14 protein-coding genes are annotated in these 16,779 nt (G+C 68.3%); 7 read left to right on the forward strand and 7 right to left on the reverse strand.

Going from position 1 to position 16,779, the window contains the following annotated elements:
• Window positions 1–37 precede the first annotated feature (37 nt).
• Window positions 38–1,021, forward strand: coding sequence for a heme A synthase (locus HQ314_RS01110; RefSeq protein ID WP_204867508.1), 984 nt, complete (start codon window positions 38–40; stop codon window positions 1,019–1,021).
• Window positions 1,022–1,032: 11 nt separating this feature from the next.
• Here the strand turns inward: HQ314_RS01110 and HQ314_RS01115 are convergent, their stop codons facing one another.
• Entirely contained in the window at window positions 1,033–1,413 is a 381-nt protein-coding gene (locus tag HQ314_RS01115; protein ID WP_027505290.1) for a hypothetical protein, read from the reverse strand.
• A gap of 104 nt (window positions 1,414–1,517) precedes the next feature.
• Between HQ314_RS01115 and HQ314_RS01120 the strand changes: the two genes are divergently transcribed.
• Window positions 1,518–2,483, forward strand: coding sequence for a quinone oxidoreductase (locus HQ314_RS01120; protein ID WP_222649023.1), 966 nt, complete (start codon window positions 1,518–1,520; stop codon window positions 2,481–2,483).
• 13 nt (window positions 2,484–2,496) lie between these two features.
• Here HQ314_RS01120 and HQ314_RS01125 read toward each other — a convergent pair whose 3' ends face one another.
• On the reverse strand, window positions 2,497–3,474 hold the full coding sequence (locus HQ314_RS01125) for a heme o synthase (protein ID WP_204870419.1): 978 nt from the start codon (window positions 3,472–3,474) through the stop codon (window positions 2,497–2,499).
• Between the two features lie 337 nt (window positions 3,475–3,811).
• Between HQ314_RS01125 and tkt the strand changes: the two genes are divergently transcribed.
• From tkt to pgl, 5 genes are read left to right on the forward strand one after another with little or no spacing between them, the layout of a single operon-like run.
• A complete protein-coding gene (gene tkt / locus HQ314_RS01130; protein WP_222649025.1) occupies window positions 3,812–5,911 on the forward strand; it encodes a transketolase in 2,100 nt (699 codons plus the stop codon).
• A 4-nt stretch (window positions 5,912–5,915) separates the two neighbouring features.
• Complete coding sequence (tal, locus tag HQ314_RS01135) at window positions 5,916–7,037, forward strand: transaldolase (protein ID WP_222649027.1); 1,122 nt, start codon at window positions 5,916–5,918, stop codon at window positions 7,035–7,037.
• 3 nt (window positions 7,038–7,040) lie between these two features.
• A complete protein-coding gene (zwf, locus tag HQ314_RS01140; protein ID WP_222649029.1) occupies window positions 7,041–8,600 on the forward strand; it encodes a glucose-6-phosphate dehydrogenase in 1,560 nt (519 codons plus the stop codon).
• Entirely contained in the window at window positions 8,597–9,502 is a 906-nt protein-coding gene (opcA, locus tag HQ314_RS01145; RefSeq protein ID WP_204867520.1) for a glucose-6-phosphate dehydrogenase assembly protein OpcA, read from the forward strand. The genes zwf and opcA overlap by 4 nt, the downstream gene beginning before the upstream one ends.
• Window positions 9,495–10,235 (forward strand): 6-phosphogluconolactonase, encoded by a 741-nt coding sequence (gene pgl, locus HQ314_RS01150; RefSeq protein ID WP_222649030.1) that lies wholly within the window; start codon window positions 9,495–9,497, stop codon window positions 10,233–10,235. Before opcA ends, pgl begins: the two co-directional genes overlap by 8 nt.
• Window positions 10,236–10,471: 236 nt before the next feature.
• Here the strand turns inward: pgl and ppc are convergent, their stop codons facing one another.
• The 5 genes from ppc to gap all read right to left on the reverse strand — a co-directional run bounded on the left by ppc (window position 10,472) and on the right by gap (window position 16,686).
• The gene (gene ppc, locus HQ314_RS01155; RefSeq protein ID WP_222649032.1) at window positions 10,472–13,240 is read right to left on the reverse strand and encodes a phosphoenolpyruvate carboxylase; all 2,769 of its coding nucleotides are present in this window, start codon (window positions 13,238–13,240) and stop codon (window positions 10,472–10,474) included.
• A gap of 68 nt (window positions 13,241–13,308) precedes the next feature.
• Complete coding sequence (gene secG / locus HQ314_RS01160) at window positions 13,309–13,542, reverse strand: preprotein translocase subunit SecG (RefSeq protein ID WP_027505281.1); 234 nt, start codon at window positions 13,540–13,542, stop codon at window positions 13,309–13,311.
• An 89-nt stretch (window positions 13,543–13,631) separates the two neighbouring features.
• Window positions 13,632–14,447: a triose-phosphate isomerase gene (tpiA, locus tag HQ314_RS01165; protein WP_222637593.1), complete on the reverse strand. Its 816-nt coding sequence runs from the start codon at window positions 14,445–14,447 to the stop codon at window positions 13,632–13,634.
• A 3-nt stretch (window positions 14,448–14,450) separates the two neighbouring features.
• Complete coding sequence (gene pgk, locus HQ314_RS01170) at window positions 14,451–15,662, reverse strand: phosphoglycerate kinase (RefSeq protein ID WP_222649033.1); 1,212 nt, start codon at window positions 15,660–15,662, stop codon at window positions 14,451–14,453.
• Window positions 15,663–15,666: 4 nt separating this feature from the next.
• On the reverse strand, window positions 15,667–16,686 hold the full coding sequence (gene gap, locus HQ314_RS01175) for a type I glyceraldehyde-3-phosphate dehydrogenase (RefSeq protein WP_027505278.1): 1,020 nt from the start codon (window positions 16,684–16,686) through the stop codon (window positions 15,667–15,669).
• Window positions 16,687–16,779: the final 93 nt, after the last annotated feature.

Here is a 16,779-nt window from a genome sequence, read left to right on the forward strand (position 1 = left end):
ACTACGCAGCGTAGGAGATGCCGTCTACCATCGACGTGTGCTCTCCCGTGCGTACTTCTCCGTGGTCGACCGCCTCCCGGTCCCCTCCGTTCGCGTCCAGCGGATCATCGCGTTCGTCGTGATCCTGACGCAGGGCGGTATCTCGGTGACGGGCGCCGTGGTCCGGGTGACGGGCTCCGGGCTCGGGTGCCCCACGTGGCCGCAGTGCTTCCCCGGCAGTTTCACGCCCGTCGGCGTGTCCGAGGTGCCCGTCCTGCACCAGGCGGTCGAATTCGGCAACCGCATGCTCACCTTCGCCGTGGTCCTCACCGCCGCCGCCATCGTGCTGGCGGTGACGCGGGCTCGGCGACGCCGCGAGGTGGTCGTCTATGCGTGGCTCATGCCCGCGGGCACGGTGCTGCAGGCCGGCGTCGGCGGCATCACGGTGCTCACCGGGCTGCTGTGGTGGACCGTGGCCGTGCACCTCGTCATCTCGATGCTGATGGTCTGGCTCGCGACGCTGCTGTTCCACAAGATCGGGGAGAAGGACGAAGGCGTCTCGGTCCCCGCCGTGCCCGCGCCGCTGCGGTGGCTGACCGTGCTGTCCGCGGTCCTGCTCGCCGGAGTTCTGGTGGCGGGCACCATGGTCACCGGCGCGGGACCGCATGCAGGTGACGCGGACGTGGCCCGGCTCGAGGTGGAGATCGTCACCCTCGTGCATCTGCATGCCGAACTGCTGGTGGGATACCTGGCGCTGCTGGTGGGGCTCACGTTCGCGGTCTACGCCGTCAGTCCGTCCGGAGCCTCGGCCATCAAGAAGCGCCTGCAGGTGGTCATCGCGATCGTCGTCGCCCAGGCGTCCGTCGGCATCGTCCAGTACTTCACCGATGTCCCCGCGGCCCTCGTCGCCGTCCACGTCGCCGGTGCTGCCGCGGCCACGGCGGCCACGGCCGCTCTCTGGGTGTCCCTGCGCGAGCGGGAGACCGTGCCGGCAGCCGAGGACACCGACGTGACCTCGCCGCGGCTGGCCCGCGCGGACTGAGCCGGACGCGGTCAGAGACCGTTGCGGGCCTTCGGGAAACGCGACTGACGCGCCACCCATCCCGCCATCTGCGCGAAGTGGCCCTTGCGCGGGGTGACGATGCTCGTCAGCTCGCGGTCCCAGTCACCGAGGGTCACGGAGTCGAGCGAGTCCACCACTGCGTGCGCGATGCGGAGATTGCCGGCGACCCGGTCCCCCAGGATCCCGTCGGCACCGACCAGCGTCATGCGGACACCGGCGCGGCCGAGCGGCTGCAACACCACCGTCGCGGACCCGCCGTGCGCTGCGACGAACGACTCGATCGAGGACACCAGGTTCGATGGCGGGGCCGCCGTCTCGGTGCTCTGCCCGGAGTCACCCTTGGGTGCGTTCTCGATGCTCTCGGTGCTCATGGTCGTGAGAATACCCGGTGCGTCTCGCGCGGCCTACTGGCCGGTAACGCCGCGGCGGGTCGGTCCTGCCCCCGCTGCCACGCGCACAGTGGCAGACTTTTCCCATGCGCGCTGTACTCGTGACCCGAACCGGCGGACCCGACGTCCTCGACGTGACCGAGGTCCCCGATCCGGTGGCCGGCCCGGCCGATCTGCTGGTGCGGGTCCAGGCCTCCGGAATCAACTACATCGACACGTACTTCCGTAGCGGGTCCTACCCGCGGGAGCTGCCGTACGTCCCGGGCGACGAGGGCACCGGTGTCGTCGAGCAGGTGGGCTCGGAGGTGTCCGAGTTCTCGGTCGGTGATCGCGTCGCCTGGGCCGCGGCGCCCGGGAGCTACGCCGAACTCGTGCGGGTCCCGGCAGCCTCGGCCATCGCGGTGCCGGCGGGTGTGGATCCCCCACAGGCAGCGTCCGTGCTGCTCCAGGGCATGACGGCGCACTATCTGATCGAGTCGACGTACCCCGTGCAGTCCGGCGACGTGGTGTTGGTGCACGCCGGCGCGGGCGGAGTCGGGCTGATCCTCACGCAGCTCGTCACGGCGAAGGGCGCGTCGGTGATCACCACCGTGTCCACCGACGAGAAGGAGGCGTTGTCACGCGAGGCAGGCGCGGCTCACGTTCTCCGTTACGACGACGACATCCCGGCACGCGTGCGCGACATCACCGACGGTGTCGGCGTCGCGGCGGTGTACGACGGCGTCGGTGCCTCGACATTCGACGCGAGTCTCGAGAGCGTGCGCATCCGCGGGACCGTGGCCCTGTTCGGTGCCGCGAGCGGGCCGGTACCGCCGGTGGACCCACAGCGCCTCAACAAGGCCGGCTCGGTGTTCCTGACCCGTCCCACTCTCGCGCACCACATCCGCGACCGGGCAGAGCTGGAATGGCGCGGCGGCGACGTGGTGCGCGCGCTGGCGGACGGAACCCTGACGGTCAGAGTCGAGCATCGCTATCCGCTCGAGCAGGCCCGGCAGGCGCACACCGACCTCGAGAGCCGGAAGACGGCGGGATCGATCGTGCTGGAGCCCTGACTCGGAGCGGGTGTCAGGAGAAGAAGTCGGAGACCGTGGACATCCCGAGCACGGAATCGACGGCGAGACCGATGAACACCACCGCGAGGTAGTTGTTCGACTGCAGGAACAGGCGCAGCGGCTTCACGGCCTCACCGCGTCGCACGCCGGAGTACAGCTGATGCGCCATGAGCAGGAACCAGGCACCCGCCGCCAGGGCGACCGCGGCGTAGACGACACCGGCCGCCGGGATCAGCGCAGCCGTGGCCGCGACCGTGGCCCACGTGTAGAGGACGATCTGCCGGGTGACGACCTGCTCGGTGGCAACGACGGGCAGCATGGGCACGCCTGCCGCCTTGTAGTCGTCCTTGTACCGCATGGCCAGGGCCCACGTGTGGGGCGGAGTCCAGAAGAAGATGACGAGGAACAGGACGATCGCCTGCCACCCGATGGTCCCGGTCACGGCGGACCATCCGACGAGTGCGGGCATGCATCCCGCGGCACCGCCCCAGACCACGTTCTGCGAGGTCCGGCGCTTGAGCACCATCGTGTAGACGAGGACGTAGAACAGAATCGTCGCGACGACCAGGATTCCGCTGAGGAGATTCGCCGCCCACCAGAGCCAGAGGAAGGATCCGACTCCGAGGAGCGCGCCGAAGACGAAGGCGTGCGACGTCGGCACGGCCTCGCGGGCCAGTGGCCGCCGCGCCGTGCGCTTCATGACCTTGTCGATGTCCGCGTCGACCACGCAGTTGAGGGTGTTGGCGCTGGCAGCACCCATCCACCCGCCGAACAGCGTGGCGAACAGGAGCGGGAGGTTCACCGTGCCGCGGTCCGCGAGAAGCATCGTGGGGATCGTCGCGACCAGGAGGAGCTCGATCACGCGCGGCTTCGTCAGCGCTATGTAGGCGGCGGGCTTGGCCGTCAGCCGGCCGAGTCGCGACGTGGGAGCGGTCGACACGTCCCGGGTCGGACTGTCGGTGAACCCGTGTCCGCTCGGGCTCTGCCGCATACCCACTCGAATCTCCCTCTCGCACCGTCCGCTCCACCACCCGGCCCAGTTACCGAGCGGAATGGTGCTACTACAAGCGATGGTAGACGCCGCCTGTGTCATCACCCCAATCGGCGGGTAGTCGGATGGTGCGGGCGTCGCGTGACGGATCGGCGGCGGACCACCCGCCACGGAACCAGCGAGGCGTCCCCGACGGAACTAGGCTCTACCGGTGAACCGGGTATCCCCGACCGATCCGCCGGGGAACTAGGCTCATCACGCGCGGAGCGTCGACGAGTGCGCCGCGCCCGTGCACTACTGGCCACCCCACCCCGACAGTGTCAGGAGATCTCCACCCGTGTCGATCACAGACGACATCACCGTTCTCACCAGCGCTCACCATCCGAGCGACTGGACCGATCTGGACACACGGGCGGTGGACACTGTGCGTGTTCTCGCTGCCGACGCGGTGCAGAAGGTCGGCAACGGCCACCCCGGAACCGCCATGAGCCTCGCTCCCCTGGCGTACTCGCTCTTCCAGCGCACGATGCGCCACGATCCCACGGACACCACGTGGATCGGCCGCGATCGCTTCGTGCTCTCGTGCGGCCACTCGAGCCTCACGCTGTACATCCAGCTCTACCTGGGCGGCTTCGGCCTCGAGCTCGCCGATCTCGAAGCGCTGCGCACGTTCAAGTCGAAGACCCCCGGCCACCCGGAGTTCCGCCACACCAAGGGCGTCGAGATCACCACCGGCCCGCTCGGTCAGGGCCTGGCCTCGGCCGTCGGCATGGCCATGGCGTCGCGCCGTGAGCGTGGACTCTTCGATCCCGAGCCCGCGTGGGGCGACAGCCCGTTCGACCACTACATCTACGTCATCGCGTCCGACGGCGACATCGAGGAGGGCATCACCTCCGAGGCGTCCTCGCTCGCCGGCACACAGCAGCTCGGCAACCTGATCCTGTTCTACGACGACAACAAGATCTCCATCGAGCACTCCACCGACATCGCGCTGTCCGAGGACACCGCCAAGCGCTACGAGGCGTACGGCTGGCACGTGCAGGTCGTCGAGGGCGGCGAGAACGTCACCGCCATCGAGGAGGCGGTCGAGGCGGCCAAGGCCGTCACCGACAAGCCCTCCATCATCGTGCTGCGCACCATCATCGGCTTCCCTGCCCCCACGATGATGAACACCGGCGCCGTCCACGGTGCCGCTCTGGGCGACGACGAGGTCGCCGCCGTGAAGAAGGCGCTCGGCTTCGATCCCGAGAAGACGTTCGAGGTCACCGACGAGGTCATCGAGCACACCCGCGGTCTGCAGGCGCGTGGCCGCGCGGCGCACGAGGCGTGGAGCAAGGACTTCGACGCGTGGAGCGAGCGCGAGCCCGACCGTCGCCGACTGCTGGACCGTCTGACCGAGGGCACGCTGCCCGACGGTTGGACCGACGTCCTCCCCATCTGGGAGCCGGGCGGCAAGGCCATCGCGACGCGCGCCGCGTCCGGTGAGGTCCTCAGTGTCGTCGGCCCGGTCCTGCCGGAGCTGTGGGGCGGCTCCGCCGACCTCGCCGGCAGCAACAACACCACCATGAAGGGCGCCAAGTCCTTCGGCCCGACGTCGATCTCCACCGACGACTGGGACGCCGAGCCCTACGGCCGCACACTGCACTTCGGTATCCGCGAGCACGCGATGGGTGCGATCCTGTCCGGCATCGTCATGCACGGACCGACCCGTGCGTACGGCGGCACCTTCATGCAGTTCAGTGACTACATGCGCCCCGCGGTGCGCCTCGCGTCGCTGATGGACATCGATCCCATCTACGTCTGGACCCACGACTCCGTCGGTCTCGGCGAGGACGGCCCGACGCACCAGCCTGTCGAGCACCTCGCGGCACTGCGCGCGATCCCGAACCTCTCGGTCGTGCGCCCCGGCGACGCGAACGAGACCGCCCACGCCTGGCGCGCGGTGCTCGCGCGCTCGTCGAGCAGCGGCCCCGTCGGCCTCGCGCTCACCCGTCAGGGCATCCCGATTCTCGACGGCACCAGCTACGAGGGTGTCTCCAAGGGCGGGTACGTCCTGGTCGAGTCGTCCAAGGCCGCACCCGACGTGATCATCGTCGCGACCGGTTCCGAGGTGCAGTACGCCGTGGAGGCGCAGAAGCTCCTCGAGGCGCAGGACATCGCGGCGCGCGTCGTCTCGATGCCGTGTGTCGAGTGGTTCGAGAGCCAGGACCAGAACTACCGCGACCAGGTCCTTCCGCCCACCGTGAAGGCCCGTGTCTCCATCGAGGCCGGCATCGCGATGCCCTGGTACAAGATCGTCGGCGGCTACGGCGAGATCATCTCGCTCGAGCACTTCGGCGAGTCCGCGGACGCGGCCACGCTCTTCCGCGAGTACGGCTTCACGGCCGAGGCCGTCGTGGCCGCAGCTCAGCGCTCCATCACCAACGTGAAGGGATGACAGCATGACTCAGAACCAGAATCTCGCAGACCTGTCCGCCGCCGGAGTGTCGGTCTGGCTGGACGATCTCTCCCGTGACCGGATCTCCTCGGGCAACCTGAAGGACCTGATCGACTCCAAGTCGGTCGTCGGCGTCACCACGAACCCGTCGATCTTCCAGGCCGCCCTGTCGAAGGGCACCTCGTACGACGAGCAGGTGAACGAACTCGCCGCCCGCGGCGCCGACGTCGATTCCGTCATCCGCACGGTCACCACCGACGACGTGCGCAACGCGTGCGACGTGCTCGCACCGGTGTACAAGGCGACCAACGGAGTCGACGGACGGGTGTCCATCGAGGTCGATCCCCGCCTGGCCCACGACACCGACAAGACGGTCGCGCAGGCCGTCGAGCTGTGGAAGATCGTCGACCGGCCCAACGTGCTGATCAAGATCCCCGCCACCGAGGCCGGCATCCCCGCGATCGCCAAGGTCATCGGCGAGGGCATCAGCGTCAACGTCACGCTCATCTTCTCGGTCGAGCGCTACGAGGCCGTCATGAACGCCTACCTCGAGGGACTCGAGTCGGCGAAGGCCGCGGGCCACGATCTGTCGTCGATCCACTCGGTCGCGTCGTTCTTCGTCTCGCGCGTCGACACCGAGATCGACAAGCGTCTCGACGCCATCGGCACGCCGGAGGCGACCGACCTGAAGGGCAAGGCCGCACTGGCCAACGCACGTCTCGCGTACGTCGCCTACCAGCAGGTGTTCGAGATCGGGTCGCGCTTCCAGGGCATGCTGACCGACAACGCGCGGCCGCAGCGCCCGCTCTGGGCCTCCACCGGTGTGAAGGACCCGACCCTGCCCGACACGCTGTACGTGTCCGAGCTGGTCGCACCGAACACCGTCAACACCATGCCCGAGAAGACGATGGACGCCTTCGCCGACCACGGCGAGGTCGCCGGCGACACCATCACGGGCAAGGGCCAGGAGTCGCAGGCCGTCTTCGACGCCATCAGCGCACTGGGCATCGATCTGACCGACGTCTTCCTCGTGCTCGAGAACGAGGGCGTCCAGAAGTTCGAGGCGTCGTGGGGCGAACTGCTCGACGCCACCTCCGAGCAACTCTCCGCCGCGTCGAAGAGCTGAACCGTGGCGACGGAGTCAGCCACACCCTGGGTGAATCCGCTCCGTGACAGCAGAGACAAGCGTCTCCCGAGGATCGCCGGGCCCTGCAGCCTGGTGATCTTCGGTGTCACCGGCGACCTGGCGCGCAAGAAGTTGATGCCGGCGGTGTACGACCTCGCGAACCGGGGGCTCCTGCCGCCAGGGTTCGCGCTGGTCGGGTTCGCCCGGCGTGACTGGTCGGACCAGGACTTCGGCACCATCGTGCACGACGCTGTGCGGGAGCACTCCCGGACGCCGTTCCGTGAGGACGTGTGGGAACGGTTGTCGGAAGGCATCCGCTTCGTACAGGGATCCTTCGACGATGCCGCTGCGTTCGATCAGCTCACGACGACGCTGGCGGAACTCGACGTCGAGCGTGGAACCGGTGGGAATCACGCGTTCTACCTGTCCATCCCGCCGGGCGCGTTCCCGACGGTGCTCGAACAGTTGTCGGCGTCCGGCCTCGCCACCGGACCGGAGTCCGAGGACGAGGCGCCGCGGCACTGGCGTCGAGTGGTGATCGAGAAGCCCTTCGGCCACGATCTCGAGAGCGCGAAGGAGCTCAACGCGATCGTCAACCGGGTGTTCCCGGAGGATCGTGTCTTCCGCATCGACCACTATCTCGGCAAGGAGACGGTCCAGAACATCCTGGCGCTGCGCTTCGCCAACCAGCTGTTCGATCCGATCTGGAACGCCCACTACGTGGACCACGTGCAGATCACGATGGCCGAGGACATCGGCCTGGGGGGTCGAGCCGGGTACTACGACGGCATCGGCGCCGCGCGCGACGTGATCCAGAACCACCTGCTCCAGTTACTCGCCATCACCGCGATGGAGGAGCCGGTCAGCTTCAGCCCCAGCGAGCTGCAGAGCGAGAAGATCAAGGTCCTCTCGTCGACGCGGTTGGCGGAGCCCTTCGCGCAGACCGCCGCCCGGGGGCAGTACACCTCGGGGTGGCAGGGCAGCCAGAAGGTGAAGGGGCTCAAGGAGGAGGAGGGGTTCGACGCGGAGTCGAACACCGAGACCTACGCGGCCATCACCCTCGAGGTGGACACCCGGAGATGGGGCGGTGTCCCGTTCTACCTCCGTACCGGTAAGTCGCTCGGACGGCGCGTGACCGAGATCGCGATGATCTTCAAACGCGCACCGCATCTGCCGTTCGACGCCACGATGACCGAGGAACTGGGCCAGAACGCACTCGTCATCCGCGTGCAGCCCGACGAGGGCGTCACGCTGCGCTTCGGATCGAAGGTGCCGGGGTCCAGCATGCAGGTGCGGGACGTCAGCATGGACTTCAGTTACGGCCAGGCCTTCACCGAGTCGTCGCCCGAGGCGTACGAACGTCTCATCCTCGACGTGCTGCTCGGCGAGCCGTCGCTCTTCCCGGTCAATGCCGAGGTCGAGCTGTCGTGGAAGATCCTCGATCCCATTCTCGAGTACTGGGCGTCCGGCGGCGCGGCCGATCCGTACGAGGCCGGCACGTGGGGCCCCGACTCGGCCAACGAGATGATGCAGCGCACCGGACGCGAATGGAGAAGGCCGTGATCGTCGATCTGCCCGCCACCACCACCGGTGCCGTCTCGAAGAAGTTGGTGGAGCTCCGCGAATCGGGCGGCGCCGTCACGCTCGGTCGGGTGCTCACCCTGGTCGTCGTCATCCGTGATCCGGCGAAGTTCGAAGCCGCGATCGAGGCGGCCAACGAGGCCAGCCGGGAGCATCCGTGTCGCGTCATCGTGTTGGCCCGCGGCGAACGCGACGACGACGACGTGCTGGATGCGCAGATCCGCGTCGGCGGCGACGCGGGCGCGTCCGAGGTGGTCTTCCTGCGACTGCGGGGCGAGCTGTCGGAACACGAGCAGAGCGTCGTCCTGCCCTTCCTGCTGCCGGACACCCCCGTGGTGGCCTGGTGGCCGAGCGGAGCACCGGCGGTCCCGAAGGAGGACCCGGTGGGTCGGCTCGCCATCCGACGGATCACCGACGCGACCAATTCGCCCGACCCACGCGCCGCCATCTCGTCGCGACTCGAGTCGTATGCCGAGGGCGATTCCGACCTCGCCTGGTCGCGCATCACCTATTGGCGTGCGCTGCTCACCACGGCGCTCGATCAGCAGGCCGAGCCGGTGCGATCGGTGACCGTGTCGGGTCTGCGCGAGGAGCCCGCACTGGACATTCTCGCCGGGTGGTTCGCCGCCCGCCTCGACGTCCCCGTGGTGCGCAAGGTCGGCGACCTGCGTGTGGAGATGGTGCTGGCCGACAGCACCGTGTCCATCAGCAGGCCGCAGACCGGCACCACGGCCACGCTCATCCGCACCGGACAACCGGACACGCTGGTCTCACTCGCCCGGAGGGAGACCCGCGACTGCCTCGCGGAGGAGCTGCGTCGACTCGACCGTGACGAGATCTACGAAGAGGCCCTCGCCGGCCTGACGAAGGTGACCTATGAGTGAGACACGATCGGAGATCCACCGTTCCGACGACACGGCGGCTCTCGCCCGCGCCGCGGCCGAGCGATTCGTGTCGGTGGTCGTCGACGCCCAGCGAGCACGCGGTACCGCATCCGTCGTGCTGACCGGTGGCGGCACCGGCGTCGCGACCCTGGCCGCTGTCCGCGACCTCGGCGGCGACATCGACTGGTCCGCCGTCGACGTCTTCTTCGGTGACGAACGCTTCCTCCCCGAGGGCGACCCGGAACGCAACTACGTGCAGGCCAGGGACGCCCTGCTCGATCACGTCGGCGTCGATCCCGACCGCGTGCACGTCATGGCCCCGTCCGACTCGCCGCTGGGCGACGACGTCGAGGCCGCGGCGGTGACCTACCTGCAGTCGGTGGCAGCCTTCGCACCGGAGGACGGACCCGCCTTCGACATCCACCTGCTCGGCATGGGCCCGGATTCTCACGTCAACTCCCTCTTCGCCCACGGTGACGCGGTGCAGGAGAAGTCACGCTGGGTCGTGGCCGTGACCGACTCCCCCAAGCCGCCTCCCGTGCGCATCACGCTGACGCTCCCGGCGGTGAACAGGTCTCGGCACGTGTGGTTCCTCGTCTCGGGCGAGGGCAAGGCCGATGCCGTCGCCGCCTGTGTCGGGGGCGCGGACCCGGTCGAGCATCCGGCCGCCGGGGCACACGGCCTCGAGTCGACCGTGTGGTTCCTGGACGCGGGGTCGGCGTCCCGCCTCTGAGCGACGCGGGGTCGGCGTCCCGCCTCTGAGCGACGGTCAGGCCGGCGGCCGTCCGGGCTGATCGTCCTTCGGTCGGACGGGTGTCGAGGCCGCTGGTCGACGCCGGGGCACTCCCCTGCGCCACGCGGATGCGGTTGCGGTGCAACGGTGTTCGTTCTGCGGAGTCATGACGGAGGTCCTCCCGGCGTCGAATGGGTCTGTTCTGTTCGACGCCGGGAGGGTCCTCGCGGTTCCCTCTATCCGCTGTTGCGCAACGCGGTCGCGAGCCCGTTCATGGTCAGCAGGATGCCGCGCTTGACCTGCTCGCGATCGTCTCCCGCCCGCAGCTGTGCGAGTAGTTCCACCTGCAGGTGGTTCAGCGGCTCGAGGTACGGGAAGCGGTTGAACACCGACCGCGCCAGCGCCGGGTTGTCGTCGAGCAGCCCGTCGTGCCCGGTGATCTTCAGGTACATCGACACGGTCTTGGCATGCTCTGTCGAGATCATGTCGAACACGGTCTTGCGGAGCTGCTCGTCCGGCACCAGTTCGGAGTACCGGGCGGCGAGCCCCAGATCCGACTTGGCCATGACCTGCGCCATGTTGGACAGCACCGTCCGGAAGAACGGCCACCGCCGGTACAGATCGGTCAACGTGGCCAGCTTGTCCGCGTCGCCCCCGACCCAGTCCTCGAACGCGGTACCCACTCCGTACCAGCCGGGCAACATCACCCGCGACTGACTCCACGACATCACCCACGGGATCGCCCGCAGGTCGTACACCGAGTTGGTGGGCTTCCGCGACGCCGGCCGGCTGCCGATGTTGAGCTCCCCGATCTCGGCGACCGGTGTGGACATCCGGAAGTACTCGACGAAGCCCGGCGTCTCGTGGACCAGTGCCCCGTACGCGGCCTGGGCGCGTGCCGCCAGATCGTCGAGCAGCGCGTAGGCCGGCTCGGCGTCGTCCCCGAGCCCCTCGACGTCGAGCAACGTGCTCTCGATGGTCGCCGCCAACAGCGTCTCGAGGTTGCGGCGAGCCAGGCGGGGTTCCGCGTACTTCGCCGCGATCACCTCGCCCTGCTCGGTGATCCGCAGCGAGCCGGTGACCGCACCGGTCGGCTGAGCGAGGATGGCGTCGTAGCTCGGGCCACCGCCGCGGCCCACGGTGCCACCGCGGCCGTGGAACAGTCGTAGCCGGATCCCGGCGGCGCGTGCAGCCTCGACGAGGTCGAGTTCGGCACGGTAGAGCGCCCAGTTCGCGGCCAGGTACCCGCCGTCCTTGTTGGAGTCGGAGTACCCCAGCATCACTTCCTGGTTGTCCCCGCGGGACGTCACCAGCGCGCGGTAGACGGGGATGGACAACGTCGCGGTGAGGGTCGCCGCGCCCTGCTGGAGATCGTCGATCGTCTCGAACAGCGGCACCACACCGACGGGCGAGGACGGACCCGTCTCGGCGTCGCCGGGATCGAGGATGCCCGCCTCCTTGAGCAGCACCGCGGCCTCGAGCATGTCGCTGACCGAGGTGCACATGCTGATGATGTAGTTCGGCACCGCGCCGCCGCCGAAGGTGCGCACGGCGTCCGCGGCGGACTCGACGATCGCCAGCTCCTTGGCCGTCTGCTCGCTGAACTCCGCGCGGGGCCCGATGAGGGGTCGCCGCGTCTCGAGCTCGGCGGCGAGGATCGCGACGCGCTCGTCCTCCGACAGTGACGCGTAGTCCGCGTGGACGCCCGCCCAGGCCAGCAACTCCGCCACGACCTGTTCGTGGATCTCGGAGTTCTGCCGCATGTCGAGCCCGGACAGGTGGAACCCGAAGGTCTCGAGCGCCTGCCGGAGCGTCGCGAGTCGGTCGTCGGCGATGACGCCGTTGGCCGTGCGCCGCAACGAGCGGTCCAGCAGGTCCAGATCGTCGAGCATCTCCTGCGGGGCGCCGTACGGCTCGAGTTCCGGCGAGTCGAGGGTGTTGTCCGGAACCACGTCCAGCATGCGGCGTGCCGTCGCCGACAGTCGCCCGCGGATACCGCGCACAGCTCGGCGGAAGGGCTCGTCCGCACGGAACGCCGACTCGTCCTTCGACGCATCGGCCAGGGCCTGCAGGTCCGCGTCCACGTCGATCAACCGAGCCGACATGGACAGCTCGTGCTCGAGACCGACGAGATCTGCGAGATACCGGGTGAACGCGACCTGCGCGGCACGGTTGGTCGCGCGGTGCACGATCTCCCCGGTGACGAAGGGGTTGCCGTCCCGGTCGCCGCCGATCCACGATCCGGGTCGCAGCATCGGCTGCGTCAGCAGGTCGGCATCCGGCCAACGGCTGCGGAGCGCTGCCCGCAGCTCGGTGTTGATGCGCGGGATCACGTCGAAGAGCGACATGTCGTAGTAGCGCAGACCCACCTCGATCTCGTCCTGGATCCGCAAGCGGGACAGCCGGATCAGCGCCGTCTGCCACAGTGCGAGGATCTGCCGCTCGATCTTCGCGTCGGTCTCCGCGATCTCGGTGTCGTCCAGTTCCGTGCGCTCACGGAAGCGCATCAGATCGGTGATGCGGCTCTGGATCTCCGACACGGTGCGGCGACGCGTCTCGGTGGGATGCGCGGTGATGACGGGCGACACCAGGGCGTCACGGAGCAGGTCCTCCACCGTGGCGGCGTCGAGGCGCGCCGCATCGAGCTTGCTGTAGGTGGAGGCGAGACTGCTGTCCTGGGGCGGCTCCCCGGCACGCACGTGCACGGCGCGGCGGCGCTCGCGGTGAATGTCCTCCGCCAGGTTGGCGAGAAGCGAGAAGTGACTGAACGCCCGGATCACCGGGATGGCACGCGTGATGTCGATGCCGTCGAAGAGCCGGGCGAGTTCGCCGCGATCGATCTCCGACCGCCGCACGCGGAACGACTCCACTCGGGCCTGCTCGACGAGGTCGAAGATCTCCTCGCCCTCGTGGTCCCGGACGACGGAACCGAGTATTCCACCGAGGAGCCGAATGTCCTCTCGCAGAGGTTCGGTGGCGGGCAGACCTGGATCCACGACTGTCATGAGGACAGTATCGTCGGCGCACCCCCGGACCGCAGCGCGGGGCTCACGGCAGGGGTCACGTCACCCGATCAGGCGAACTTGATCTCCAGGCCGATACCCAGGATGCAGATGAGCCACACGACACCGGTGAAGACGGTGACACGGTCGAGGTTCTTCTCGACGACGCTGGACCCGGACAGAGACGACTGCACGCCACCACCGAACAGGCTCGACAGGCCGCCGCCCTTGCCGCGGTGCAGCAGGACGAAGACGAGCAGGCCGATGCTGGTGACCACCAGCAGGATGTCCAGGAACGTGCGCATGATGGCCAATGTTACAGGCCGCGCGCCGCCGAACGACGAAGGGCACGTCGCGTGTGCGACGTGCCCTTCGATCGGTGATGCGCGGTGGGTCAGGGAAGCGGTCCCCCGGCGGCGATGGCACACAGGGTGGCGAACTCGTCCGCCTTCAGCGACGCTCCGCCCACCAGTGCACCGTCGACGTCGGTCTGGCCGACGATCTCGCCCACGTTCTTCGAGCTGACCGATCCGCCGTACAGCACACGGACCGCCGCCGCGGTGTCGACGTCGGCGAGCGACGCCAGCTCCTGACGGATGGCTCCGCAGACTTCCTGCGCGTCCGCGGCACTGGCCACGCGGCCGGTACCGATGGCCCACACCGGCTCGTAGGCAACGACGATCTTCCCGATCTCCTCGGCACTCAGACCCGCGAGGGACCCGCGGAGCTGCTCGACGTTGAACGCCACGTGCTCGCCGGCCTCCCGCACCTCGAGACCCTCACCGATGCAGACGATCGGCACGAGTCCGTGCTTCAGCGCGGCCTTGGTCTTGGCGAGCACCGCCTCGTCGGTCTCGCCGTGTCCGGCGCGACGCTCCGAGTGCCCGACCACGACGTACGTGCAGCCCAGCTTGGCCAGAAAGGCACCGCTGATGTCGCCGGTGTAGGCGCCGGAGTCGTGGGGCGAGAGATCCTGCGCGCCGAACGTGAGCAGGAGCTTGTCGCCCTCGATCAGCGTCTGGACGCTGCGGATGTCCGTGAACGGCGGGATGACCGCGACGTCGACCTTCTCGAAATACTTCGCGGGCAGTGAGAACGCGATCTTCTGCACCAGCGCGATGGCCTCGAGGTGGTTCAGATTCATCTTCCAGTTACCGGCGATGAACGGGGTCCTGGCCTTACGGTCGAGCGAAGCTCGTGGAGATGTCATGGTTCAGCCCTCCAGTACCGACAGGCCGGGGAGCTGCTTGCCCTCGAGGTACTCGAGGGAGGCACCGCCACCGGTGGAGATGTGCGAGAAACCGGCGTCCGGGAGACCCAGCGTGCGCACCGCCGCGGCGGAGTCGCCACCGCCCACGACACTGAACGCGCCCTTCGTGGTCGCCGCGATGATCGCCCGAGCGATACCTTCGGTGCCCTTCGAGAACTTCTCGAACTCGAAGACTCCGGCGGGACCGTTCCAGAAGATGGTCTTGGCGTTGCTCAGCACCGCCTCGAACCGATCCACCGAGTCGGGTCCCACGTCCAGACCCATCCAGCCGTCGGGGATCTCCGACGCCTTCACCGTCTTCGACTCCGCGTCGGCGGAGAAGCTGTCGGCGACGACGAAGTCCGTCGGAAGGTGGATGACGTCACCGAAACGCTCGAGCAGGTCCTTGCACGTCTCGATGCGATCTTCCTGCAGCAGCGACGTGCCCACGGAATACCCTTGCGCCGCAAGGAAGGTGAAAGCCATGCCGCCGCCGATGACCAGCGTGTCGACCTTCGGCGCCAGCGCCTCGATGACACCGATCTTGTCGGACACCTTGGAGCCGCCGAGCACCACGGCGTAGGGACGCTCGGGGGTCTCGGTCAGCTTCGTCAGGACGTCGACCTCGGTCGCGACCAGCGTGCCCGCGTAGTGCGGGAGCAGCGTCGCGACGTCGTAGACCGACGCCTGCTTGCGATGCACGACACCGAAACCGTCGGACACGAACGCGGCGTCGTCGCCGGCCAGCGTGGCCAGTTCCTTCGCCAGCGCCAGCCGCTCGGCGTCGTCCTTGCTGGTCTCGCGCGGATCGAAGCGGATGTTCTCGAGCAGGAGAACGTCTCCGTCGGTCAGACCCTCGGCGCGAGCCTCGGCGTCCTGACCGACGACGTCACCGGCGAGCTGGACGTGGCGTCCCAGCAGTTCGCCGAGCCTCGCCGCGACCGGAGCCAACGAGAACGCGGCGTCCGGCTTGCCCTCCGGCCGGCCGAGGTGCGCGGTCACGATGAGCTTGGCACCCGCCTCGAGCAACGTCGTCAGCGTCGGGAGCGACGCCTCGATACGGCCGGCGTCCGTGATCTGCCCGTCGTCGAGCGGAACGTTGAAATCGGCACGGACGAGGACGCCGCGTCCGTCGACGCCCTCGTCGATGAGATCCTGCAGTGTCTTGACGGCCATCGGGTCAGAGCGACTTTCCGACGAGTCCGATGAGGTCGACGAGACGGTTGGAGTAACCCCACTCGTTGTCGTACCAGGAGACGATCTTGACCTGGTCCTCGATGACCTTGGTCAGGCCCGAGTCGAAGATCGACGACGCCGGGTCGGTGACGATGTCGGAGGAGACGATCGGTGCGTCGGTGTACTTCAGGATGCCCTTCAGCGGGCCCTCGGCCGCAGCCTTCATGGCCGCGTTGATCTCCTCGACCGAGGCGGTCTTGCGCACCTGGGCGGTGAGGTCGGTGACCGAACCCGTGGGGATCGGGACGCGCAGCGCGTAGCCGTCGAGCTTGCCGAGCAGCTGCGGGAGCACCAGGCCGATGGCCTTCGCGGCGCCGGTGCCCGTGGGCACGACGTTGAGCGCGGCGGCGCGGGCGCGACGCAGGTCCGAGTGCGGACCGTCCTGCAGGTTCTGATCCTGCGTGTAGGCGTGGATCGTGGTCATTAGGCCCTTGACGATGCCGAACTCGTCGTCGAGCACCTTGGCGATGGGGCCGAGGCAGTTGGTGGTGCACGAGGCGTTCGAGATGATGTTCTGGCTGCCGTCGTACTTGTCGTCGTTGACGCCCATGACGATGGTGATGTCCTCGCCCTTGGCCGGCGCGGAGATGATGACCTTCTTGGCACCGGCGTCGATGTGGCCCTGAGCCTTCGACGCGTCGGTGAAGATGCCGGTGGACTCGACGACGACGTCGACGCCCAGGTCTCCCCACGGCAGGGCGGAGGGACCCTCGCGCAGCGAGAGAGCCTTGATCTTGCGGTCGCCGACGACGATGGTGTCGTCGCCCTCGAGCGAGACGTCGTGCGGGAGGCGGCCGAGGATGGAGTCGTACTTGAGCAGGTGAGCGAGAGTTGCGTTGTCGGTGAGGTCGTTCACCGCAACGATCTCGATGTCGGTGGTGCCGAGCGCCTTCTGCGCATCGACCGCCCGGAAGAAGTTACGTCCGATACGACCGAAGCCGTTCACGCCAACCCGAACCGTCACTGTTCGCTCCTTTGTGTTGAAACTCGTGTTCCTCGTCGATGCACGGGTCGTGCATCGGTTTCCTCCACCGCACGTGATGGTGCGGACGTGTCC

Source organism: Rhodococcus sp. BP-332 (assembly GCF_019836065.1).
GTDB lineage: Bacteria > Actinomycetota > Actinomycetes > Mycobacteriales > Mycobacteriaceae > Rhodococcoides.

Coding starts and splice junctions, on each gene's coding strand:
- HQ314_RS01115 (WP_027505290.1), bottom strand. CDS start 1,413: ATGAGCACCGAGAGCATCGAGAACGCACCCAAGGGTGACTCCGGGCAG.
- HQ314_RS01120 (WP_222649023.1), top strand. CDS start 1,518: ATGCGCGCTGTACTCGTGACCCGAACCGGCGGACCCGACGTCCTCGAC.
- HQ314_RS01125 (WP_204870419.1), bottom strand. CDS start 3,474: ATGCGGCAGAGCCCGAGCGGACACGGGTTCACCGACAGTCCGACCCGG.
- tal (WP_222649027.1), top strand. CDS start 5,916: ATGACTCAGAACCAGAATCTCGCAGACCTGTCCGCCGCCGGAGTGTCG.
- pgl (WP_222649030.1), top strand. CDS start 9,495: ATGAGTGAGACACGATCGGAGATCCACCGTTCCGACGACACGGCGGCT.
- ppc (WP_222649032.1), bottom strand. CDS start 13,240: ATGACAGTCGTGGATCCAGGTCTGCCCGCCACCGAACCTCTGCGAGAG.
- secG (WP_027505281.1), bottom strand. CDS start 13,542: ATGCGCACGTTCCTGGACATCCTGCTGGTGGTCACCAGCATCGGCCTG.
- tpiA (WP_222637593.1), bottom strand. CDS start 14,447: ATGACATCTCCACGAGCTTCGCTCGACCGTAAGGCCAGGACCCCGTTC.
- pgk (WP_222649033.1), bottom strand. CDS start 15,662: ATGGCCGTCAAGACACTGCAGGATCTCATCGACGAGGGCGTCGACGGA.